At 62.9% G+C, this 22,813-nt stretch carries 24 protein-coding genes and 1 riboswitch; of the genes, 18 read left to right on the top strand and 6 right to left on the bottom strand.

Going from position 1 to position 22,813, the window contains the following annotated elements; genetic code table 11:
- Positions 1-86 precede the first annotated feature (86 nt).
- From soxB to modC, 8 genes are all read left to right on the top strand, one after another.
- Positions 87-1,787, top strand: a complete 1,701-nt coding sequence (gene soxB / locus OEG82_RS16575) for a thiosulfohydrolase SoxB (protein WP_267613501.1) — start codon at positions 87-89, stop codon at positions 1,785-1,787.
- Between the two features lie 94 nt (positions 1,788-1,881).
- Positions 1,882-3,165 carry a sulfite dehydrogenase gene (soxC, locus tag OEG82_RS16570; RefSeq protein ID WP_267613500.1) on the top strand — a complete coding sequence of 428 codons (1,284 nt, stop codon included), beginning with the start codon at positions 1,882-1,884 and terminating at the stop codon, positions 3,163-3,165.
- Positions 3,149-4,279, top strand: coding sequence for a c-type cytochrome (locus OEG82_RS16565; RefSeq protein WP_267613499.1), 1,131 nt, complete (start codon positions 3,149-3,151; stop codon positions 4,277-4,279). Before soxC ends, OEG82_RS16565 begins: the two co-directional genes overlap by 17 nt.
- Positions 4,280-4,315: 36 nt before the next feature.
- The gene (locus OEG82_RS16560) at positions 4,316-5,044 is read left to right on the top strand and encodes a c-type cytochrome (protein WP_267613498.1); all 729 of its coding nucleotides are present in this window, start codon (positions 4,316-4,318) and stop codon (positions 5,042-5,044) included.
- 26 nt (positions 5,045-5,070) lie between these two features.
- Positions 5,071-6,345: an NAD(P)/FAD-dependent oxidoreductase gene (locus OEG82_RS16555; RefSeq protein ID WP_267613497.1), complete on the top strand. Its 1,275-nt coding sequence runs from the start codon at positions 5,071-5,073 to the stop codon at positions 6,343-6,345.
- Between the two features lie 156 nt (positions 6,346-6,501).
- A complete protein-coding gene (gene modA / locus OEG82_RS16550) occupies positions 6,502-7,293 on the top strand; it encodes a molybdate ABC transporter substrate-binding protein (protein ID WP_267613496.1) in 792 nt (263 codons plus the stop codon).
- Positions 7,286-7,984 carry a molybdate ABC transporter permease subunit gene (gene modB / locus OEG82_RS16545; protein ID WP_267613495.1) on the top strand — a complete coding sequence of 233 codons (699 nt, stop codon included), beginning with the start codon at positions 7,286-7,288 and terminating at the stop codon, positions 7,982-7,984. The genes modA and modB overlap by 8 nt, the downstream gene beginning before the upstream one ends.
- A complete protein-coding gene (gene modC, locus OEG82_RS16540; protein WP_267613494.1) occupies positions 7,981-9,069 on the top strand; it encodes a molybdenum ABC transporter ATP-binding protein in 1,089 nt (362 codons plus the stop codon). The genes modB and modC overlap by 4 nt, the downstream gene beginning before the upstream one ends.
- Before the next feature lie 15 nt (positions 9,070-9,084).
- Here modC and OEG82_RS16535 read toward each other — a convergent pair whose 3' ends face one another.
- The gene (locus OEG82_RS16535; protein ID WP_267613493.1) at positions 9,085-9,957 is read right to left on the bottom strand and encodes a LysR family transcriptional regulator; all 873 of its coding nucleotides are present in this window, start codon (positions 9,955-9,957) and stop codon (positions 9,085-9,087) included.
- 98 nt (positions 9,958-10,055) lie between these two features.
- Between OEG82_RS16535 and tmpA the strand changes: the two genes are divergently transcribed.
- Positions 10,056-11,201, top strand: coding sequence for a 2-trimethylaminoethylphosphonate dioxygenase (gene tmpA, locus OEG82_RS16530; RefSeq protein WP_267613492.1), 1,146 nt, complete (start codon positions 10,056-10,058; stop codon positions 11,199-11,201).
- Positions 11,198-11,800, top strand: coding sequence for a (R)-1-hydroxy-2-trimethylaminoethylphosphonate oxygenase (tmpB, locus tag OEG82_RS16525; protein WP_267613491.1), 603 nt, complete (start codon positions 11,198-11,200; stop codon positions 11,798-11,800). Before tmpA ends, tmpB begins: the two co-directional genes overlap by 4 nt.
- A gap of 24 nt (positions 11,801-11,824) precedes the next feature.
- On the opposite strand, the gene OEG82_RS16520 is transcribed toward tmpB, so the two are convergent.
- The 4 genes from OEG82_RS16520 to phnF form a co-directional block, all read right to left on the bottom strand.
- A complete protein-coding gene (locus OEG82_RS16520) occupies positions 11,825-12,478 on the bottom strand; it encodes a class I SAM-dependent methyltransferase (RefSeq protein ID WP_267613490.1) in 654 nt (217 codons plus the stop codon).
- Entirely contained in the window at positions 12,475-13,719 is a 1,245-nt protein-coding gene (locus tag OEG82_RS16515) for a BtaA family protein (protein ID WP_267613489.1), read from the bottom strand. Before OEG82_RS16515 ends, OEG82_RS16520 begins: the two co-directional genes overlap by 4 nt.
- A 39-nt stretch (positions 13,720-13,758) precedes the next feature.
- Positions 13,759-14,571 (bottom strand): UDP-2,3-diacylglucosamine diphosphatase, encoded by an 813-nt coding sequence (locus tag OEG82_RS16510; protein WP_267613488.1) that lies wholly within the window; start codon positions 14,569-14,571, stop codon positions 13,759-13,761.
- An 88-nt stretch (positions 14,572-14,659) separates the two neighbouring features.
- Entirely contained in the window at positions 14,660-15,421 is a 762-nt protein-coding gene (gene phnF, locus OEG82_RS16505; RefSeq protein ID WP_267613487.1) for a phosphonate metabolism transcriptional regulator PhnF, read from the bottom strand.
- A 97-nt stretch (positions 15,422-15,518) separates the two neighbouring features.
- On the opposite strand from phnF, the gene phnG reads away from it, so the two are divergent.
- Genes phnG through OEG82_RS16470 form a run of 7 tightly spaced genes read left to right on the top strand, consistent with a single transcriptional unit; the run spans position 15,519 to position 20,811 of the window.
- Positions 15,519-16,001 (top strand): phosphonate C-P lyase system protein PhnG, encoded by a 483-nt coding sequence (phnG, locus tag OEG82_RS16500; protein ID WP_267613486.1) that lies wholly within the window; start codon positions 15,519-15,521, stop codon positions 15,999-16,001.
- Positions 16,001-16,621 (top strand): phosphonate C-P lyase system protein PhnH, encoded by a 621-nt coding sequence (gene phnH / locus OEG82_RS16495; RefSeq protein ID WP_267613485.1) that lies wholly within the window; start codon positions 16,001-16,003, stop codon positions 16,619-16,621. The genes phnG and phnH overlap by 1 nt, the downstream gene beginning before the upstream one ends.
- Position 16,622: 1 nt before the next feature.
- Positions 16,623-17,750: a carbon-phosphorus lyase complex subunit gene (locus OEG82_RS16490; RefSeq protein ID WP_267613484.1), complete on the top strand. Its 1,128-nt coding sequence runs from the start codon at positions 16,623-16,625 to the stop codon at positions 17,748-17,750.
- Positions 17,747-18,664 carry an alpha-D-ribose 1-methylphosphonate 5-phosphate C-P-lyase PhnJ gene (locus OEG82_RS16485; protein WP_267613483.1) on the top strand — a complete coding sequence of 306 codons (918 nt, stop codon included), beginning with the start codon at positions 17,747-17,749 and terminating at the stop codon, positions 18,662-18,664. Before OEG82_RS16490 ends, OEG82_RS16485 begins: the two co-directional genes overlap by 4 nt.
- Entirely contained in the window at positions 18,664-19,488 is an 825-nt protein-coding gene (gene phnK, locus OEG82_RS16480) for a phosphonate C-P lyase system protein PhnK (RefSeq protein WP_267613482.1), read from the top strand. Before OEG82_RS16485 ends, phnK begins: the two co-directional genes overlap by 1 nt.
- Before the next feature lie 4 nt (positions 19,489-19,492).
- A complete protein-coding gene (phnL, locus tag OEG82_RS16475) occupies positions 19,493-20,200 on the top strand; it encodes a phosphonate C-P lyase system protein PhnL (RefSeq protein ID WP_267613481.1) in 708 nt (235 codons plus the stop codon).
- The gene (locus OEG82_RS16470) at positions 20,197-20,811 is read left to right on the top strand and encodes a DapH/DapD/GlmU-related protein (RefSeq protein WP_267613480.1); all 615 of its coding nucleotides are present in this window, start codon (positions 20,197-20,199) and stop codon (positions 20,809-20,811) included. The genes phnL and OEG82_RS16470 overlap by 4 nt, the downstream gene beginning before the upstream one ends.
- Here OEG82_RS16470 and bluB read toward each other — a convergent pair.
- A complete protein-coding gene (gene bluB, locus OEG82_RS16465; protein WP_267613479.1) occupies positions 20,808-21,488 on the bottom strand; it encodes a 5,6-dimethylbenzimidazole synthase in 681 nt (226 codons plus the stop codon). The genes OEG82_RS16470 and bluB overlap by 4 nt on opposite strands.
- A 51-nt stretch (positions 21,489-21,539) precedes the next feature.
- Positions 21,540-21,720, bottom strand: a riboswitch (cobalamin riboswitch).
- 180 nt (positions 21,721-21,900) lie between these two features.
- On the opposite strand from bluB, the gene phnC reads away from it, so the two are divergent.
- Entirely contained in the window at positions 21,901-22,782 is an 882-nt protein-coding gene (phnC, locus tag OEG82_RS16460) for a phosphonate ABC transporter ATP-binding protein (protein ID WP_267613478.1), read from the top strand.
- Positions 22,783-22,813 lie beyond the last annotated feature (31 nt).

Below are 22,813 nucleotides of genomic sequence, written 5' to 3'. Positions count from 1 at the left end.
AACGAGTTGAAATGTTGGCGAAATTCAAATCTGGCAAAAGCCGGAGCGGGACACTTTGTTCGTTTTTCCGCTGAATGGAGAATGGGATGCATACCAGACGCGATTTCCTGCAATATGCCCTGAATGCCGGTTTCGTGCTTGGCGCCGCCGGGCTGGGCGCCAATCCGACCCGTGCGCTGGCGCAGCAGAAGCTGACCCAGGACGATCTGCTCAAGTTCGATTCCAAGGGGCAGGTGACGTTGCTGCATTTCACCGATTGCCACGCCCAGCTCAAGCCGGTGTTCTTCCGTCCGCCCGACACCAATATCGGCGTCGGCGCCTATGCCGGCGTGCCGCCGCATCTGGTCGCAGAAGAATTCCTCGCCTATTTCGATATCGAGAAGGGCAGCCCCTACGCCTATGCCCACACGATGGTGGATTATGTCGACCTGGCCCGCACCTATGGCCAGCTTGGCGGTCTTGACCGCACCGCGACGCTGGTCAAGGCGATCCGCGCCGAGCGCGGCGACGACAAGGTGTTGTTCCTGGATGGTGGAGACACCTGGCAGGGCTCTTACACCTCGCTCAAGACCAACGGCATGGACATGGTCGAGTGCATGAAACTGCTCAAGCCCGATGCGATGACCGGGCACTGGGAGTTCACCTTCGGCGAAGACCGGTTTCTCGAACTGGTCGATGCGATGGGCTATCCGTTCCTGGCGTCCAACATCTTCGATGCGGAATGGGACGAGCCGGCCTTCGAGCACACCGCCTATTTCGAGCGTGGCGGCGTCAAGGTGGCCGTCATCGGCCAGGCCATGCCTTACACGCCGATTGCCAATCCGAGCTGGATGTTTCCGAAATGGTCATTCGGCATCCGCCCCGAAGTGCTGCAGGCCAATGTCGATGCGGCGCGGGCTGAAGGCGCCGAGATCGTGGTGATGCTGTCGCATAACGGTTTCGACGTCGACCGCAAGATTGCGTCGACGGTCAGCGGCCTTGACGTGATTGTCACCGGCCACACCCATGACGCCACCCCGGTAGCGCTGGAAGTCGAGGGCACGTTGCTGATGTCGTCGGGCTCGCACGGCAAATATCTCGGCCGCATCGATCTCGAGGTCAAGGACGGCAAGGTTGCCGGCTACAGCTCGACGCTGATCCCGGTGTTTGCCGATGTGATCACGCCTGATCCGGAGATGGCTGCCAAGATCGACGAAGTGCGCGCGCCCTATGAGGCCGAGACGCAACGGGTGATCGGCACCACCGACACACTGCTTTACCGGCGCGGCAATTTCAACGGCACCTGGGACGACCTGATCTGTCAGGGCATCATGGAAGAGCGTGACACCGAGATTGCGCTGTCGCCGGGGTTCCGCTGGGGCACGACGCTGCTGCCGGGTTCGGACATCACTATTGATGATCTCTACACCGAAACCTCGATGAGTTACCCGTCGGTCTACCGGCTGGAGTTCACCGGCGCGCAGCTCAAGGACATCATGGAAGACGTCTGTGACAACCTGTTCAACAAGGACCCGTTCCTGCAGCAGGGCGGCGACATGGTCCGCGTTGGCGGCTTTACCTATGCCTGCACGCCCGATGCCAATATGGGGTCGCGGATTTCGGAGATGCGGCTCACCGGCAGCGGCGAACCGATGCAAGCCGACAAGACCTACACAGTCGGCGGCTGGGCCTCGGTCAATGAAGGGGTCGAAGGACCTGCCATCTACGACCTGATGGAAGACTACATCACCAAGAAATCGGTGGTTTCGCTGGATCCGGACGCTGCGGCGGTCCGGGTGATCCGGTGAACCTGATTTGACTTGAATGGCCGGGGTCCAAGAACCTGGCGATGACGACGGAGACAATGATGCAGATGCAGGACATGCACGACGGGAGGCTCTCATGGTAGACCGGACCGACACGAAATCGAGACAACAGACTGCGTCACGGCGCGCCTTTCTCAAGGCCGGCCTGATGGGCGGCGCTGCGGTTGCAGCAAGCACCAGTGTGGCGCGCGCCGCCGGTGATCCGCTGATCACCGAGATCCAGGACTGGAACCGCTATCCGGGCGAAGGCGTCGATGTCGCGCCCTATGGTACACCGTCGGAGTTCGAGGCCAATGTGGTGCGCCGCAGTGTGCCGTGGCTGACGGCCGATCCGGTTTCGTCGATCAATTTCACGCCGCTGCATGAACTCGACGGCATCATCACGCCCAATGGTCTGTGCTTCGAGCGGCACCATGGTGGTACGGCGACGATTGATCCCGCCGATCACCGGCTGATGATTCATGGACTGGTCGATACGCCGCTGGTCTTCACCATGGAGGACCTGAAGCGGTTCCCGCGCGAAAACCGGGTCTATTTCCTCGAATGCGCCGCCAATGGCGGCATGGAATGGAAGGGCGCGCAGCTCAATGGCTGCCAGTTCACCCACGGCATGATCCATTGCGTGGTCTATACCGGCGTTCCGCTGCGCTACCTGCTGGAAGAGGCGGGCGTGAAGACCAGTGGCAAATGGCTGTTGGCCGAGGGCGCTGACGCCTCGGCGATGACGCGCTCGATCCCGATCGACAAGGCGCTGGATGATTGCCTTGTCGCCTTCAAGATGAACGGCGAATCCCTGCGTCCCGAGCAGGGCTATCCGCTCAGGCTGTGCGTTCCCGGTTGGGAAGGCAATATGTGGGTCAAGTGGCTCCGTCGTCTCGAAATCGGCGATGCGCCCTGGGCCCAGCGCGAGGAGACCTCGAAATACACCGATCTCCTGGCTGGTGGAAAGGCTCGCCGCCACACCTGGGTGATGGATGTGAAATCGGTGATCACCAGCCCCAGCCCGCAGGCGCCGGTGACCCATGGCAAGGGGCCGCTGGTGATCTCCGGCCTGGCCTGGTCGGGCAGCGGCACGATCAAGCGCGTTGACGTGACGATTGATGGTGGACGCACCTGGCAGACGGCGCGGATCGACGGGCCGAGCCTGCCCAAGGCGCTGCACCGGTTCTATCTCGACATCAACTGGGACGGGTCGGAACTGCTGCTGCAGTCGCGCGCCATCGATGATCAGGGACTGGTTCAGCCGACCAAGAACGCGCTGCGCGCCGCGCGTGGCGGCAACTCGATCTATCACAACAATGGCATCCAGACATGGCACGTCAACAAAGACGGGGTGGTTGAAAATGTTGAAGTTTCCTAAGTCTGCGGCGCTGGCCGTTGCCGCACTGGCTGCCTTTGCCAACCCGGCATTTGCCGATGGCGACATTGATGCCGGCGAAAAAGTGTTCAAGAAATGCAAGGCCTGCCATGCCGTCGGCGAAGGCGCCAAGCACCGGGTTGGTCCCGAGCTCAATGATCTGTTCGGCCGTGTGGCGGGATCGGCCGAGGGGTACAAATATTCCAAGGCGATGATGGCTGCGGGCGAAGAGGGGCTGATCTGGGACGACGCCAACGTCGCCCGGTACCTGGCCAAGCCGAAAGACATGGTCAAGGGCACCAAGATGGCCTTTGCCGGTCTGAAGAAGGACGACGATATCGCCAATGTTCTGGCCTATCTGAAGAGCTTTTCGACAGAGCAGGCGGCGGCTGCCGAGGCCGTGGTTGAGGCCGAACCGGTCGAAACCGCCGAAGCCGCTCCCGCTGCCGAGGAACCAGCGGCGGAACCGGTAATGGCAGCCGAGCCCGAGATGGCGACGGAGGCAAGCCAGGGCGCGTTCGGGCTTGGCCGGGTGGCTGCGCCGGACGAGGTTGCCGCCTGGGATATCGACATTCGCCCCGACGGCACCGGTCTGCCCGAGGGCAAAGGCACCGTGGCGCAAGGCGAGCCGATCTATTCCGACAATTGCGCGGTCTGCCATGGCGATTTCGGCGAGGGTGCGGGACGCTGGCCGGTGCTGGCGGGTGGCCAGGACACGCTGCTCAAGGACCGTCCGGTCAAGACCATCGGCTCCTACTGGCCCTATCTGTCGACGGTGTTCGATTATGTCCGCCGCGCCATGCCCTTTGGCGACGCCCGGTCGCTGTCGGATGACGATGTCTATGCGCTGACGGCCTATCTGATGTATCTTAACGATATCGTCGAGGATGAAGAGTTCGAACTGTCCGGGGAAAACTTCACTGAGATGCGGTTGCCGAATGAGGCGAACTTCATCGCCGACGACCGGTTGAGCGAGCCGCATTACGCCAAGGGCGTCGAGCCCTGCATGGCCGACTGCAAGCCGGGTCCGGTGGAAATCACCGCCCGCGCCCAGGTGATCGACGTGACGCCGGAAGGCAATGGCGATGAGGAGAATTCGGGAGGCGGTATAGACTGACCGCACGGGGCGATCAGCGCCCATGAGGAGACAGGAATGACTGACCATGGCAGGCACCGGATCCACAGCAGATTGTTGCGCGGTCTGGTGCCTGCCTTCTTTTTGGCGTGGCTGACCGCCAATGCCGCAGCGGCCGAGCCGGAAGCCCTGTTCAAACCATGCGCTGCCTGTCACGAGATCGGGGCAGGGGCCAGGCACAAGGTCGGCCCGCATCTCGATAATCTGTTCGGCCGCACAGCCGGCAGCCTCGATGATTTCCGCTATTCTGACAGCATGCGCGCGGCCGGCGAAGCCGGGTTGGTCTGGACCGCCGAAACACTGAGCGATTATCTCGAAAAACCGCGTGACTATATCAAGGGCAACCGCATGTCGTTTCGCGGCATGACTGATGCCGAGGACCGTGCGGCGCTGATCAACTGGCTTGAATCCGCGACACGGACCGCACCTGCGCCGGATCCGGTGGCGAGCGACGCCTCGGACGATGGGGAGGTGCACGGCTTTGCCGACATCGTGCTGCAGATGGAAGGCGACCCGGACTATGGCGAATATCTGGCCGGCGAATGCGTGACCTGCCACCAGGCCAGCGGCCATGCCGACGGCATTCCGTCGATTGTCGGGCTGCCGAAAGACTATTTCGTCCGCTCGCTGTTTGAATACGTCACCAATGTGCGCTCAAATGATGTGATGAAGCTGCGCGTCGCCAATCTCGGCAATGAGGAGATCGCCGCGCTGGCCGCCTATTTCAGTTCGCTGGAACCGCAATAACTGCAACCTGCAATCGGGAGGATATCATGGCAGGCCTGACAAGACGCCAATTCGGACTTTTAACCGGCGCCGGAGCTGCGGCGCTGACGCTTCCAACCTATCTGCGTGCCCAGGGCAAACCGCGGGTGGTCGTCATCGGCGGCGGTGCGGGCGGAGCCACCGTGGCGCGCTACATCGCCAAGGATTCCGACGGCGCCATCGACGTGACGCTGATCGAGAATTCGGATGTCTACACCACCTGCTTCTATTCCAATCTCTATGTCGGCGGGTTCCGCAGCTTTGACTCGATCACCCACAGCTATGACGGGCTGCAATCGAACTACGGCATCACCAAGGTGACCGGGATGGCAACCGGCGTCGACCGCGAGGCCAAAACGGTGACGATGGCCGACGGGGCCACCATTTCCTATGACCGGCTGGTGGTCGCACCCGGCATCGATCTGATCTGGGATTCGGTCGAGGGCTATTCGGAGGACCTCTCGGAGGTCGCCCCGCATGCCTGGAAGGCCGGGCCGCAGACCAAGCTATTGAAGGCCGGGCTCGACGCCATCGAAAACGGCCAGCAGATCCTGATGGTGGCGCCGCCCAATCCCTATCGCTGCCCGCCCGGACCCTATGAACGCGCCTCGATGATGGCGCATGTGCTCAAGGCCAAGGGGCTCTCTGATTCCAAGGTGATCATTCTCGATCCGAAGGACAAGTTCTCCAAGCAGGGAGTATTCCAGGAGGGCTGGGAGAAGCATTATCCCGGCATGATCGAATGGTACGGGCCGGATGTGCATGGCGGCATCGTCAGTGTCGATGTCGGCAATGGCACCGTGGAGACCGATCTCGACACCTTCAAGGGCGCCTTCATGAACATCATTCCGGCGCAAAAGGCGGGCGCGATTGCCGCTGCTGCGGGGCTTGCCGATGACAGCGGCTTCTGTCCCATCGAGCCCGAGAGCATGCGCTCGACGATGGATGAGGCAGTGTTTGTCATTGGCGACGCCTGCATTGCCGGCGACATGCCGAAATCCGGCTTTTCCGCCAACAGCCAGGCCAAGGTGGCGGCGATGACCATTCGCGGCGATCTGGTCGACGCCAAGGTGTTTCCGGCGAGATATGCCAATACCTGCTGGAGCCTGATCGAGACCGATGACAGCGTGAAGGTCGGGGCGCAATATGAACCCGGCGACGGCAAGATCGCCTCGACCCAGAGCTTTGTCAGCCAGATGGATGAGGATGCGGCGCTGCGCAAGGCCAATTACGAGGAATCCGCCGGCTGGTATGCCGGGATAACCGCCGACATGTTCGGCTAGTCCTTACTGAACGACAAACGGGCAGGGAGCAGGGATGTCCCTGCCTCCGGCTCCAGTTCTGCGCACGCCAAATAGCGGCTGCAGGCCTTGGTGCTTGCCAGCCGATGCTTCCCGCTGATACGTCCCTTAGGACCTTATAATCAGGGAGCTTGCCGGATGCCTGCCCGTTTGATCCGCCGCATGGTTGGTATGCTGGTTGCTGCCGGGCTGACGCTGTCCGCCGTGGGCGCCCGGGCAGATGATATGCTGGTGTTTGCCGCGGCCAGCCTGAAGACGGCGCTGGACCAGGTGGCGATGGACTGGGGCAGTCAGACAGGCACCGCCGTGAGGATTTCCTATGCCGGCAGTTCCAGCCTGGCGCGGCAGATCGAGCAGGGCGCGCCCGCCGATATCTTCATTTCTGCCTCGGTTGACTGGATGGACTATCTGCAACATGCGGAAATGATCCGAGCCGACACCCGCACAAATATTTTGGGCAACCGCCTGGTGCTGATCGCCCATGGCCGCAATGCACCCGGGATCAGTCTCGGCCCGAAGACGGATTTGCCGGGCCTGCTTGGGGACGGCCGGCTGGCGATGGCGCTGGTCGATTCCGTGCCGGCGGGGATCTACGGCAAGGAAGCGCTCAGCAATCTCGGCCTCTGGGACACGGTGTCCACCAGGGTGGCGCAGACCGACAATGTCCGCGCCGCACTGGCGCTGGTGTCGTCCGGTGAAGCCCCGTTCGGCATTGTCTATGCCAGCGATGCGGTGGCCGATGACGCTGTCAGCGTGGTCTCGACCTTTGCCGAAGACAGCCACGCCCCGATCATCTATCCGGCTGCCATTGTCCGCACCTCGATGCATCCGGATGCCAAAGCCTTTCTGGACTTTCTCATCAGCCCGGCTGCAGTGGAGATCTTCAGAGCGCAAGGGTTTGCGCCGCTGACCGGGCAGGGCGATGGCTGACTGGCTCACCCCGGATCAATGGAGCGCGGTTGCGCTGTCGCTCAAGGTGTCGTTCTGGGCCACGGTGCTGAGCCTGCCGTTGGGCGTGGCGGTGGCCTATGCGCTGGCGCGGCACGAGTTCTGGGGCAAGCAGGTGCTCAACGGGCTGGTGCATCTGCCGCTGATCCTGCCGCCGGTGGTCACCGGCTATCTGCTGCTTCTGACCTTCGGACGCCGCGGCGCGGTTGGCGGCTTTCTCGAGGACGCCTTCGGACTGGTCTTCGCCTTTCGCTGGACCGGCGCAGCCCTTGCAGCGGCCGTGATGGCGTTTCCGCTGATGGTGCGCGCGATAAGGCTGGCGATCGAGGCGGTGGATCCGAAGCTCGAACAGGCGGCGGCGACGCTGGGCGCCTCGCGGGTTTGGGTGTTTGCCACAATCACCCTGCCGCTGATCCTGCCCGGCATTCTTGCCGGCGTCATCCTGGCCTTTGCCAAGGCGATGGGCGAGTTCGGTGCGACCATCACCTTCGTCTCCAACATTCCGGGCCAGACCCAGACCCTGCCATCGGCAATCTACAGTTTCCTGCAGGTGCCCGGGGGCGATTCCCGGGCGATGCAACTGGTGCTGATCGCCGTGGCGATTGCGCTTCTGGCGCTGTTTTTGTCGGAGTGGATCGGCCGGGCCGTGGCGCGAAGGATCTCGGGATCATGAGCCTTTCGGTGCACTTGGCGCACAGCTTTGGCGATTTCGCGCTCGATGTCGATTTCGAGGCACCGGCTGGTGTCACCGCGCTGTTCGGTCGCTCCGGCTCCGGCAAGACTTCCGTGGTCAATGCGGTGGCCGGGCTGCTGCGGCCTGATGCGGGTAGGATCGTGCTTGACGGGCGGGTGTTGTTTGACGCTGAGCAGGGCGCGTCGGTGCCGGTGCACCAGCGGCGGCTTGGCTATGTGTTTCAGGAAGGCAGGCTGTTTCCGCATCTCAGCGTGCGGCAGAATCTGAGCTATGGCCATTGGTTTGCGCCGCGCGGGGTTGGCGCCGAGTTCGACCATGTGGTGGCGATGCTCGGCATTGACGGATTGCTCGAGCGGCGGCCGGGCGGGCTGTCGGGCGGCGAAAAACAGCGCGTGGCCATCGGCCGGGCGCTGCTCGCCAGACCGCAATTGTTGCTGATGGATGAACCGCTGGCAGCGCTTGATGAGGAGCGCAAGGCGGAAATCCTGCCGTTCCTCGAGCGGTTGCGCGAAGAGACTGCGGTGCCGGTGCTCTATGTCAGCCATTCGATGGTGGAAGTGGCGCGGCTGGCCACAACCCTTGTGTTGATGGACGCAGGCCGGGTGGTCCGCGCCGGTCCGGCCGAGGATATACTCTCCGATCCCGACAATGTGCCGGCGCTCGGCATCCGCACCGCCGGCGCGTCGTTGCATGCGGTGGTGACGGCGCAGGAAGATGACGGGCTGACGCGGCTCGAGGCATCTGCCGGACCGCTATATCTGCCCAGGGTCGACGCCAGGATCGGCGCGCGGCTGTCGATCCGTATTCTGGCCCAGGACGTGATCCTGTCGCGGACCCGGCCCGAGGGATTGTCGGCGCTCAATGTCCTGCCGGCCACTGTATCGGCGGTGCGGCTCGGCGACGGGCCCGGCGCCATCATCCAGCTCAAGGCCGGCGATGATCTGCTGCTGGCGCGGATCACCCGGCGCTCGGCGCTGGCGCTGCAGCTCGAACCGGGTGCGCAGTGCTTTGCCATCGTCAAGACCGTTGCCGTTGCCCGCACCGATGTCGGCGGCGCCGGGTAAGGCCCTGGGGCCTGATCAGGCCGGTTCGGAAGGCTCGCAGAACATCGCGACAAGCTCCTCCCAGTTTTTTCGGGTCAGCATGTCCTCGATTGCCGTCATCCAGTAGCCCGCGTCCGGCGTCAGCGCCTTGTCCGAGAGGCGGATCAGTTTTCCGCTTGCCAGATCAGGGCCGGAAAGCGGCACGGATCCCAGCATCACACCAAGTCCTGCCAGGGCGGCGGCATGCGCAGAGACGTAATTGTCAAAACGGTAGTTTGGAACGGCGGTTGCTGCATCGCCGGTCTGCACCGCCCATTCCTGCCAGCCCGGGCGCGGGCCGGACACGGTGATGCGGGGCAGTTTCCACCAGGATGTGTTGTTGTCCAGCAAGCCGGGGGCACTCATCGGAACCAGATGTTCCCGGTAAAGGCGGGTGGCGCGCCCCGGCGGGCGGGGGTCGCGCACATAGCGGATCTCGATGGTCGCGTTGGCCTTGGCGAAGTCCGGCTCGATGGTCATGGTGGTCATCGAGATCTGGAACTTCGGCCTGTCGCGCAGAGCTGCGAGGCGGGGCACGATCCACAATTGCGCCACCGATGCGCTCGCCGACATGACGATCCGGTCAGGCGCCTTGCCGAACAGCTCGTCGGCACTGCGGTTGAGCGCCTGCAGGGACTGGGTGACATAGGGCAGCCAGGCTTCGCCATCCACAGTCAGGATCACGCCGCGTGGCTGGCGTGAAAACAGGCTGACGCCGACAAGCTGTTCGAGATTCCTGATGCGCTGGCTCACCGCGGCCTGGGTCAATCCGATTTCGGCGGCTGCCGCCGTAAAGCTGCCGGTGCGGCCTGCGGCTTCGAAAACGCGGACCCATTCCAGCGGCAGCCGGCCGGTTTTGCTAAGAGACATAATGAAAACCGTAGCTAAGCATGGATATTGCTGAATTGTCATTATGGCACTTGTGGCGCTAACTGTCATTAACGCCAAATGATCGAGGATGCGCACCGATGCCGGATGTTGAACTGAGTGATGACGGTCAGATTGTAACCCTGATTTCCGGGAGCGGCACGCGGACGCGCTTCCACGCGATCTGGCTGCGCGACAATGCCTGGGATCCCGAGACCCGCTCGGCGGGTAACGGACAGCGGCTGATCGCGCTTCGCGATATCCCGCCTGATCTCCGTATCGACCGCGCGCGGATTGCCGGTTCCACCTTGACGCTGGATTTTCAGCCCGAGATTAAAAGCATCGATTACAATGTCGATTGGCTGCTGGCGCATGGCTATGACAACGGGCCCGGGCGCGAGGCCGGGTGGCTGGCGCCCGGGACAGAGACCTGGGACAGTGGCCTGATGTCGGCGATCCCGCTTGCCGATTTCAACCGCGCCACCGCCGATGGCGGCGTCCTGCGTAACTGGCTGTCGCAGTTGCGCAGATACGGCTTTGGCAAAATGACCGGAGGCCCGGTGGAGCGCGAGGCGCTTTTGAAGATCGCGGCGCTGTTCGGCTATGTCCGCGAAACCAATTACGGCAGGTATTTTGAAGTGCGGACCGAGGTCAATCCGACCAATCTGGCCTATACCGGCCTCGGTCTGCAGGCCCATACCGACAACCCCTACCGCGACCCGGTGCCGACAGTGCAGATTCTGTATTGCCTCGAGAACTCGGCCGAGGGCGGCGAGAACATGGTGGTTGACGGCTTTGCCGCCGCGTTGCGGTTGAAGGCGGAGAACCCGGCCTGGTTCGACGTGTTGTCGAAATATTGCGCGCGGTTCGAATATGCCGGGGAAAAGGGTGTCTGCCTGCGCGCGCGGCGTCCGATGATCGAAGTGTCCGCCGATGGTGAACTGATCGGTGTGCGTTTCAACAATCGCTCCACCGCGGCAATCACCGACGTGCCGTTTGATGACATGGCCACCTATTATGCGGCCTATCGCCGGTTCGGCGAGATCATAGATGATCCTGCGATGGAAGTGACCTTCAAGCTGACGCCGGGGGAATGTTTCCTGGTCGACAACACACGGGTGCTGCATGCCCGCAAGGGCTATTCCGGTGCGGGATCACGCTGGCTGCAGGGATGCTATGCCGACAAGGACGGGCTGTTGTCGACGCTGGCTTCGCTGGAAACAGAGATCCAGGAGGCGGCTGAATGAGCATGAGCAGATCGCAAACCCTGTCGGCGGACACGATTGTCGATTTCCTGGCAGACATTTTCGAGCGCCGCGGCGGCGAGGAATATCTCGGCGAGCCGGTGACCATGGCCGAACACATGCTGCAGGGCGCGCATTTCGCCGAACAGGCCGGCGAGCCGGAGATCATCGTGGTGGCGGCGCTGTTGCACGACATCGGTCATTTCACCTCGGAGTTCGGCACTTTCTCGATGGATGATGTCGAGGACAGGCATCACGAGGAAGCGGGCGCCAAGGTGCTGGAGCGGTTCTTTCCGACGCTCGTCACCGATTGCGTCCGGTATCACGTCGCCGCCAAGCGCTATCTGTGCGCGACCACCCCCGATTATTTCGGCAAGCTGTCCGAGGCGTCGGTCCACTCGCTCAACCTGCAGGGCGGCCCCATGAGCGACAGCGAGGTCCGGTCATTTGAACTGAACAGGAATTGTCCGGCGATCATCCGGGTTCGGCTTTATGACGATGCCGGCAAGGAGGCGGGTCTGACGACGCAGCCCTTTTCCCATTATGCGCCGATGGTGCAGCGGATCGTCGACGACCATTGCAGGGACATGGCGGACCGGTGAGGTCCGGTTTGGCGGCATCCTGATTCAGGACAGCCGGATCATGCCAATGCGGGCGTAATCGCGGTAGACTGGTGAGAATGTCAGGTGTGCCTGATGGGTGCCGGCAAGCGCTGCCATGGCCGCTTCGAGGTTTTGGCGCGGGGTCACATGAAAGCGCGCCAGCCAGGTTTTCAGCGCCTTGCCGAACCATTTTGGCAAGGCCGATTGCTGGCCAAAATCGACGACGTGAAGTTCGCCGCCGGGTGCGACTGCGTGCAATGCCTGTTCAAGTGCTGCCTGCCAGCCGGGGATCATCGACAGGCTGTAGGACAGAAATACCCGGTCAAAACCGGGCACGCCAAATATCTCATCGGCCTTGAAGCTGGTTGCGTCACCCTGCGCCAGCCGGATGCGGTCGCCCATGCCTGTTTTTGAGACCATCGCCTCGGCGGATTTGAGCATCTCGGCCGAGATGTCGAGACCGAAGAGCTGCGCATCGGGATAGCGCCGTGCCGTCAGGGTCAGGTTGCGCGCGGTGCCGCAGCCGATCTCGAGCACGGTGCCGCCCGGTGGCGGCTGAAGTGCCGCGATCAGATCATTGCGGCCGAGCAGGTAGTAGCGCCGGGTCAGGTCATAGATGTGACGCTGATGCCGGTAGATGCCATCCATCGCCGAGGCATTGGCGGAAACGATGCTCATGCGCCGGCGTCGCGCTTCACATGCAGATGGAAGCCGCCATAGATGGCCGAGCGATCCTGTGCGCCCAGTGCCAGGCTTTGCTCGCGGCGGTAATCCCATTTGGCGAGGATGCCCTCGGGAATGTGCCCCGGCAACGGCGAGGCCGCCGCAGCGGTGCGGTAGATCACCCGCGCGCCGGGGCTCGCTGTGCGGCTGATCTCGGCCCAAAGTTCCGAGAGCTGGCTGTCGGTCATCCAGTCCTGGGCATCGAGCAGCACGAAGGCGTCAACCGAGGCGGCGGGACGGCGGGCCAGAAGGGCGGTGATGCTTTCATTGACGATTGCCACCCGGCCGGCGTTGCGCCGGACCGTTTCGAAATGATGCGCCTGCAGATAGGGCGGCAGGCTGGCTGCTTCGCCTGGCTGGTAGCCGCGGCCAAAGGCCTGCCAGGCAAAGTAATTGTCCTTGAGCGGAAAGCCGCAGGCCAGCCGCTCCGTGCGCACCCGCAAAGCGCCAACCATGCCATCGGCTGCGTCACCGGCCAGTGCTTCATATTGTGCCGGCGGAATGCCAAGCCCGAACAGCGAGGCGCGCAGCGAGGTCAGCGCTTTGAAGCTGCGGCTGTCGAATACCGGGGCGATGCGGGACTGGAAGAATTCGCGCTGTTTCTCGACGCTGTCCATGCGCAGCAAGTCGCGCGGATCGACACCGTAGAGTTTGCCGATGACGTGGGCGGCGGAAATGAACCGTCCGAGCAAGCCGGTCGAATAGAAGCCGCGGGAAAAGCGGCTGATGCGGCGGCGGCCACTGACTTCGCGGCCATCCCAATAGGCCCGTGTTGCCTCATCAAGATGCGGACGGATGTGACGCTCGTAAAGCGCCACGTTGGATTTGAGATTGGCATGGCGGAACAGGTTGGAAAACGAGGTGTGGTCCGGCAGATGGGCGGCCGCGGCCAGTTTGAGCCTGCCCAGCGCCACATGCGCCGGCGAGAGATCCACGGCGATGATTTCGGCCGGATTGGCGGTCAGATAGGACATGACATTGCAGGAGCCCGACGCGATGGTGACAAGCGTGTCGGTTGGTTTGAGCGCCAGCGCCTGCATGTCGACCAGCGGGTCTTCCCAGATCTGCGGATAGACCAGGCCGCGGAAGGCTGTGGAAAACACCCGTTCCAGCAATCCGGTCGAGGACAGGGCGGTGTTGCGCACGACGGCGCCGTCGATACGGGCGCCGATGGCGGTGGATTCAATCATGGTCATGCTGAATGCTCCAATGGAGAGAATTTTTGGTGCCGGCGCTCATGCGGCGCGGTCCTGTGGATTGGTGATCTGCCGAGGCGACGGCGTTGTCGCCAGTCCGGCTTTTTCCGAGATGCGGCGCGACCAGTCGATGATCTCCATGCGGCCATCGGCATGCTCGACCACCGCGGTGCAGCTTTCGACCCAGTCGCCGGTGTTGATGTAGCGGATGCCGTCGCGCATCTCGTTGGCGGCGTGGTGGATATGGCCGCAGATGACGCCGTCCGCGCCATGCTTGCGGGCTTCCTCGGCCAGCACTTCCTCAAAATCGGAGATGAAATTGACGGCGCTCTTGACCTTGAGCTTGGCCCAACGGGAGAACGACCAGTAGCGCAGGCCGAGCAACCGGCGGGTGCGGTTGTGCCATTTGTTGGTCCACATCGCCAGGCCATAGGCGATGTCGCCGAGATGGGCGAGCCAGCGGTGATTCATCACCACCATGTCGAATTCGTCGCCGTGGATGACCAGAAGCCGCCTGCCGTCAGCAGTCTCGAACAGGTCGCGCTCGCGTACCTCGATGCCGCCGAAATGGACGCCCTGATAATCGCGCAGCAACTCGTCGTGATTGCCGGGGACATAGACGATGCGGGTTCCCTTGCGCGCTTTGCGCAGCAATTTCTGCACCACGTCATTGTGCGATTGCGGCCAGAAGAACCCCTTCCGCTTCATGCGCCAGCAATCGATGATGTCGCCGACCAGATAGATGGTCTGCGCGTCGTGCTCGCGCAGGAAGTCGATGAGGATGTCAGCCTGGCAATCGGGCGTGCCGAGGTGAATGTCGGAAAGAAAGATGGTCCGGTATTTTTTGGTCACGGGTCCCGCCTGAACCTTGAGCAATCGTCTTGCTGGCAGGCTTAGACATGATTCAGTTCTCAGTTTTGTGACGATGGGAGCAGTGAGATCAGATGATGCCGACCGGTCGCGCAGGAGGTGCGCTGTCGATCAGCAATTCCACCCGGTCGGCGGCAAAGCGGGATTCGCCATATTGGAGCGGCCGGCCTTCCGGATCGACGTCGATAGAACGGGTGAGCAGCACGATGGCGCCGGGCGAGAGCCCGAGCAGGTCGAGATCCTCGCGGCTGGCATGACGGGCCTCCACCGCGGTGCTCCTGCGGGTGTAATCATCCACGCCCAGCCGCGCCAGCGAGGCGGTGATCGAGCCGGTCTCGGCGTAAATTTCTGCAATCTCGCCAAAGCGGCGGGCATCAAACCACGACGTCGCCGCAGAGACCGGGACGCCGTCCGCCGCCGACACCGTCGCCATCTGGATCACCGGCGCATCCGCCGGCAATGACAGGGCGCTGGCCACATGCGGCGGGGCAGGGGTGGTCCGGCTCGACAGCAGCCGGCCGGATCGGGTCTGCGCCTGATCCTCCAGCCCCGAGGAGAACCGGGTGCGTGGGCCGATCGGATAGCTCAGCCGCTTGCGGTCATTGAGAAAGGTACCGCGGCCCTGTTCGGCGCGCAGGATGCCTTCCTTCTCGAGTGCTGCAATGGCTGCGCGCACGGTATGACGGTTGACGCCGAACCGGGTGGCCAGTTCCGCTTCGGCGGGCAATCGCTCATTGGCGGCCATTCCAGTCAGCACCGACTGGCGGATCTGGTCGGCAACCTGCCGCCACAGCGCAATGCCGGTGCGTCTTTGCAATCTCTCCACGCACAACTTCCTTTCGTGCTGTCACAGGCTCGTCACAGGGTGGGTTTAGGTATAGTGTAATTGATATGGTTGTCTAGATAAATAGACAAATTAGGAGATCGCGATGGCGCTGGCCGGAACAACAGAGGATGCAACGGAGACCGCCGACGTGGCCGCACGGAAACGACGATTGTCGGTGCTGGCCAAGGCGCCAAGCCGTGAGCTGCTGGGGTTGTGGAAACAGACCGGGCTGGACCCGGCGGTGGATGTGCTGCGTGGCCCGGAATCCGGGCTGGTGGCGCTGCAGGGACAGATCGGCGGCAGCGGTCAGCCGTTCCATGTCGGCGAAATGTCGGCGACCCGGGTGACGGTGCGGATCGAGGGCGGACAGGTGGGGCACGCCATGATCAGCGGCCGCGACAGCCGCAAGGCGCAACTGGTCGCCGTCATCGACGCGCTGGCGCAGGACCCGGCCCATTCGGAGATGATCGAGCGCGATATCATTGCGCCGCTGGAGAAACTGGCAGGCGAGGCTGATGCCAGGCTGCGCGAAGAGACCGCGGCGACGCGGGTCAATTTTTTCACCATGGTGCGGGGGGAAGACTGATGCCATCCGCTGATTTTGATTCCACTATCTATGAAGGCGGGTTCGCCAATCCAGTCGGCGCCTCGCAAACCGTGTTCCGCGCCCTGATGGACGCCATGGCGCGCCCCGGCTCGGTGCAGGATCTGCCGGTGGTGACCGCGCCGCCGACGCCGTTATCGGCTTCGGCCTCGGCGCTGATCGTCATGCTGGCCGATGCGGACACGCCCGTCTGGCTGGATCCGGCGCTGACCAGATCATCCGCCGTCCGGGACTGGATCGTGTTCCACACCGGCGCGCCGGTTACAAGCCAGCCTTCGGATGCCGCCTTCGCACTTGTCGCCGCACCGCAAAGCCTTTCGGCGCTGAACGGGTTTTCGCTCGGCACCCACGAATTCCCGGACCGTTCGACGACGGTGATCCTGCAGGTTGCGAGCCTGTCCGATGGCGCGCCGCTGGTGCTGCAGGGTCCGGGCATCAAGCATCAGGCGTCGCTGGCGCCCGATCCGATGCCGCCGCATTTCGAGGCGCAATGGCAGGCCAACCGGGCTGCGTTTCCGCGCGGCATCGATCTGATCCTGGCAGGTCCTGACTGCGTGGCGGCATTGCCGCGCAGCACTCGTCTTGTCCGAGAGGGAGCGTAAGATGTATGTTGCAGTAAAAGGCGGCGAAGCCGCCATCGCCAATGCGCATCGCCTGCTTGCCGCCCGCCGCCGGGGCGACACGGATGTGCCGGGCCTGACGCTGGAACAGATAGCCGGGCAATTGTCGCTCGCCGTCGACCGGGTGATGGGCGAGGGCTCGCTTTACGATCCCGAACTGGCCGCGCTCGCCATCAAGCAGGCACGCGGCGACCTGATCGAGGGGGTGTTCCTGCTCCGCGCCTACCGGACCACCTTGCCGCGGTTTGGCCATTCCGAACCGATGGACACCGGCAAGATGGTGGTCGAGCGGCGGATTTCGGCGGTCTACAAGGATCTGCCGGGCGGGCAATTACTTGGTCCGACCTTCGATTACACCCACCGGCTGCTGGACCCGGAGCTCGGCGGGGATGCGCCCGTGCCGTCTCCCGCAACGGCTGCCGAGAGCGGTGAGAAAGTCACCCGCGTCTCCGACATTCTGGGCGATGAAGGGCTGATCGAGGACGATCCGGTAACGGACGCCTCCCGCCCGGTGGCCGATATCACCCGCACGCCGACGGAATACCCGATGGGACGTGATGCGCGGCTGCAGACGCTGGCGCGTGGCGACGAGGGATTTCTGCTCGCACTCGCCTATTCGACCCAGCGCGGCTATGCCCGCAGCCACCCTTTTGCCGGTGAAATCCGCATCGGCGAAGTCGATGTCGAGGTGGTGATCCCCGAACTCGGTTTTACCGTCGCGATCGGCCGGGTGAAACTGACCGAATGCCAGATGGTCAACCAGTTCCAGGGCTCGGACAAGGCGCCGCCGCAGTTTACTCGCGGCTACGGGCTGGTCTTCGGTCAGGCCGAGCGCAAGGCGATGGCGATGTCATTGTGCGACCGGGCGCTGCGCGCATCCGAACTCGGCGAGGACATTGTTGCGCCGGCGCAGGACGAGGAATTCGTGCTGTCGCATTGCGACAATGTGCAGGCGACCGGTTTTGTCGAGCACCTCAAACTGCCGCACTATGTCGACTTCCAGGCCGAACTCGATCTGGTGCGCCGCATGCGCACTGAGCATTTCGAGGCCGCAGCGAAGGCGGGAGACGACACCGCTGCCGAGGATGACACGAAGGAGGCCGCGGAATGAACGCGCTGACACAGGACACGAGCTCGCAGAATCTGGCGAGTTACAATTTCGCCTATCTCGACGAACAGACCAAGCGGATGATCCGCCGCGCAATCCTCAAGGGCATCGCCATTCCCGGCTACCAGGTACCGTTTGCGTCCCGCGAAATGCCGATGCCCTATGGTTGGGGCACCGGCGGGGTGCAGGTGACTGCGGCGATCATCGGGCGCGACGATGTACTGAAGGTGATCGACCAGGGAGCGGATGACACCACCAACGCGGTGTCGATCCGGGCCTTCTTCGCCAAGACCGCGGGCGTGGCAACGACAACCGCGACAGCCGACGCCTCGATCATCCAGACCCGGCACCGGATACCGGAAACGCCGCTGACCGAGGGCCAGGTTCTGGTCTACCAGGTGCCAATCCCGGAACCGCTGCGCTTCCTCGAGCCGCGCGAGACCGAAACCCGCAAGATGCATGCGCTCGAGGAATATGGCCTGATGCATGTCAAACTCTACGAGGACATCGCCCGCAACGGTCATATCGCCACGACCTATGCCTATCCGGTCAAGGTTGAGGGGCGCTATGTGATGGATCCGTCGCCGACGCCGAAATTCGACAATCCGAAAATGCACCAGTCCGAAGCGCTGCAACTGTTTGGCGCGGGCCGGGAAAAGCGGATCTACGCGATCCCGCCCTACACCGAGGTGGTCAGCCTTGATTTCGAGGATCACCCGTTCGAAATCCAGCATTTTGAGCAGCCCTGCGCGTTGTGCGGCGGCGAGCAGGTCTATCTCGACGAGGTGGTGCTCGATGACAAGGGAGGGCGGATGTTCGTCTGTTCCGACACCCATTATTGCGAAAGCCGCAGGGCCGATGGCCACCGTGGTGAGCTGTTGGGCGATGAAGCCGATGGCGAAATGGAGGCGATGTGATGAGCCTTTCTGAAACACTTGAAGCGTCGGTTGGGGGGATCACCTCTGCAGCCAAGCAGCCGCTGCTCAGCGTCGACAGCCTGACCCGGGTCTATGGCAACCGCATCGGCTGCACCGATGTCAGTTTCGATGTCTGGCCGGGTGAGGTGCTAGCAATTGTCGGGGAATCGGGCTCCGGCAAGACCACGCTGCTTAACTGCATTTCCTCGCGGCTGACGCCGACCTGTGGAACCGTGCGCTACCGGATGCGGGACGGGATAAGTGCCGGTATCTATAAGATGGCGGAAGCCGAGCGCCGCTATCTGATGCGCACCGACTGGGGTTTCGTACATCAGAACCCGATCGACGGGTTGCGGATGACAGTCTCGGCCGGCGCCAATGTCGGCGAGCGGCTGATGGCGGTGGGCAACCGGCATTACGGCAATATCCGCGGGGCTGCGATCGAGTGGCTCGAACGGGTGGAAATCCAGGCCGATCGCGTCGATGATCAGCCGCGCACCTTTTCCGGCGGCATGCGCCAGCGACTGCAGATCGCCCGCAACCTGGTCACCGAACCGCGGCTGGTGTTCATGGATGAGCCCACCGGCGGCCTGGATGTCTCGGTGCAGGCGCGGCTGCTGGATCTGTTGCGCGGGCTGGTCTCGGATCTCGGTCTTGCCGTGGTCGTCGTCACCCATGATCTGGCGGTGGCGCGGCTGTTGTCGGACCGGATGATCGTGATGAAGGAGGGCAGGGTGATCGAGGCCGGTCTTACCGACCGGGTGCTTGATGATCCGCGCGCGCCCTACACCCAGCTCCTCGTTTCCTCGATCCTGCAGGTTTAGCCCCATGAACACGCTGCTTGTTGCTTCAGACGTTCAAAAAACCTTCATCATGCATATGCGCGGCGGCGTCGAACTGCCGGTTGTCGCCAATGTGTCGTTTTCGCTGACAGCCGGCTCCTGCGCGGTGCTTGGCGGCCCGTCAGGGGTGGGCAAGAGCTCGATCCTGAAGATGCTCTACGGCAATTACGGCACCGACAGCGGCCAGATCCTGGTCAGCCATCACGGCCGTCACATCGATGTCGCCAGCGCCGATCCGCGCCTGGTGCTGGAGATCCGGCGCGACACCATCGGCTATGTCAGCCAGTTTTTGCGGGCGGTGCCGCGCGTGTCGGCACTCGATGTGGCGGCGGAACCGCTGTTGATCCGCGGCGTCGAGCGCGAGGTGGCGCGCCAGCGGGCGGCCGATCTGTTTGCCGAACTGAATCTGCCGGAAAAACTCTGGTCGCTGCCGCCGGCGACCTTTTCCGGCGGCGAACAGCAGCGCGTCAACATTGCCCGCGGCTTCATCACCGATCACCCGATCCTGCTGCTCGATGAACCGACGGCGTCGCTGGACGCCGCCAACCGCGAAGTGGTGATCGATCTGATCGCCCGCAAGAAGGCCGATGGCGCAGCACTGCTGGGCATTTTCCACGACCAGGACGTGCGCAATGCAGTGGCCGATCACATCATCGATGTAGCGGCATTTGCCGCCGGAAAGTCGGCGGCATGACCAAGCTGTCGGAAACACCGCTGGTGCATCCCACGGCGAAAATCGTGGAGTCCACGCTGGGTCGCTACACCGAAGTCGGCGCCCATAGCACGGTGTCGCATTCGACGATTGGCGATTATTCCTATTGCGTCGAGAACACCCAGATTGCCTATGCGACCATCGGCAAGTTCGCCAATATCGCCAGCCATGTCCGGATCTATGCCAGCATGCATCCGATGCAGCGCGCCTCGCAGCATCATTTTTCCTACCGCTCATCCTGGTATTTCGACGGCGAGAGCGACGACCCCGAATTTTTCGACTGGCGCGCCGGGCAGGGGATTTCGATCGGCCACGACACCTGGATCGGACATGGCGCAGTGGTGATGCCTGGCGTGAGCATCGGCAACGGCGCCATCATCGGCTCCAATGCGGTGGTCACAAAAGACGTCGCCGATTTCGCCATTGCCGTCGGCGTGCCGGCACGGACCATCCGGCAGCGTTTCTCGGACGATATCTCCGGCCGGCTTGACGCGCTGGCCTGGTGGGACTGGGAGCACGAACGGCTGCATGCGGCGCTCAAGGATTTCCGCGCGCTGCCGGTCGAGGCGTTTATCGAGAAGTATGAGGGCTAGGGTTCGCCCTGCCAGCGCTCCTCGAAAATCAGATCCTCAAGGGACAGTCTGCGGTTCCAGCCCTTGACCTCAAGTTCCGGCCGCTCATAGAGCTCGTCGACATAACCCAGGCAGAGATAGGCGACGATCTCGATCCGGTCCGGAATGCCGAGAATGGATTTGAGATCGGCGTCGCGAAAGATGCTTACCCATCCCATGCCGATGCCCTCGGCACGCGCGGCGAGCCACAGGTTCTGCACCGCGCAGACGGTGCTGTAGAGATCCATGTTGGAATTGTGGGTCTTGCCCAGAATGATCTTTCCGCCGCGGGTGCGGTCGCAGGTCACGCAGATGTTGAGCGGCGCCTTGCGGATGCCTTCAAGCTTGAGCGCGGCGTATTCGGACCGCTTGTGCTCGGGAAACATTGCGGCGGCTTCGTCATTGGCCTTGCCAAAGGCATGGGCGATGCGCTCGCGCACGGCCTGGTCCCGTATGGTGATGAAATTCCACGGCTGCATGAAACCGACAGACGGCGCATTGTGGGCAGCATTCAGCAACCGTCGGGTGACGTCTCCGGGTATGGGGTCGGGCAGAAACTGGTCGCGCACATCGCGGCGGGTGAAGATGGCCTTGTAGACGGCGTCGCGTTCAGCCGCCAGAAACGGCTCTGCTGCACGCAGCATGGATGTCTTCGGCATTGTTTGATCCCCCAACAATCCGTGAACACCCCGCAGCGCTGTCCGTGCGCTGAAAGGCTATGACATCTGGCCGGTCTTCTGACTTCGGATCATCTGGCCGGCGCGCCTTCCCGGGGCTTTCCCAGTGGCCTGTCGCGCGGACCATCCCCTTTACAGCGTTGGGCACGTTCCGGATTTTCACCGAATTCCCGATTCTCCCGCATCAGCGGGCACCAGACCTGCGCATAGGGCCACGGCGGAGACGGGAGCGCAAGCCCGTAAACGGCACAAATGCTGGCAGCTGACCCATTTGGAAGCGGGCTTGTGGGGAGTAACAAATCTGACATCAAACCGACATTGCCGCTTCACATGGCTGGGCTAGTCCAGTCCTCGAAAGTCACACGATCAACCGTGACCCCAGAGGAGCCAGTCCATGCTTGAATTGACCGACGTGACCCGACGCTTTGGCGCCAACATCGCTGTTGATTGCGTATCGTTGTCGATCCCGGAAGGGCAGATGGTCGGTATTATCGGTCGGTCCGGGGCGGGCAAATCGACATTGCTTCGGATGATCAACCGCTTGACCCCGACAAGCAGCGGCGAGATCCGATTTGAGGGCAAAACCGTGTCCGGGCTCGGCGGCGCGGACCTGCGCAACTGGCAGCGCGACTGCGCCATGATCTTTCAGCAGTTCAATCTGGTGCCGCGGCTGGATGTGCTGACCAATGTGCTGCTTGGCCGCCTTAACCACCGCTCGACGATCCTCAACATCCTCAATATCTTTACCATCGAGGAGCGCGCCAGCGCTCTTGCTGCCCTTGAGCGGCTCGGCATTGCCCAGACCGCATTGCAGATGGCGGGCACCCTGTCGGGCGGACAGCAGCAGCGTGTCGCCATAGCGCGAGCGCTGATGCAGTCGCCATCGATGGTTCTGGCCGACGAGCCGATCGCCTCGCTCGACCCGCTCAATGCGCAGATCGTTATGGATGCGCTCAGGGACATCAACGAGCGTGAAGGCATCACCGTGATCACCAATCTGCACACGCTCGACACCGCGCGCGCCTATTGCGAGCGGGTGATCGGCATGGCCGGCGGCAAGGTGGTGTTTGACGACTCGCCGACGGAGCTCACCACCAGCGCCGTGCGGATGATCTATGGCGCTTCCGGCGACGGCACCGAGATCTCCGAGAGCATCACCTCGACATCGATTTCCGCCGACCGCCCCGTGGTGCCGGTCAGGCCCAAATCCACCGGTCCGCTGCAGCCGGCGTTGAGCGCCAATACTGCAGTCGCCGGGGTCGCCTTGCCCGCGTGACAGGCCATACCCGACAAACAGCCGGCATCCC

The organism is Hoeflea ulvae, from assembly GCF_026619435.1.
Lineage (GTDB): Bacteria > Pseudomonadota > Alphaproteobacteria > Rhizobiales > Rhizobiaceae > Hoeflea > Hoeflea ulvae.
The sequence above is the reverse complement of the archived record's forward strand: the minus strand, read 5'-3'. Positions and strand labels throughout refer to the sequence as shown.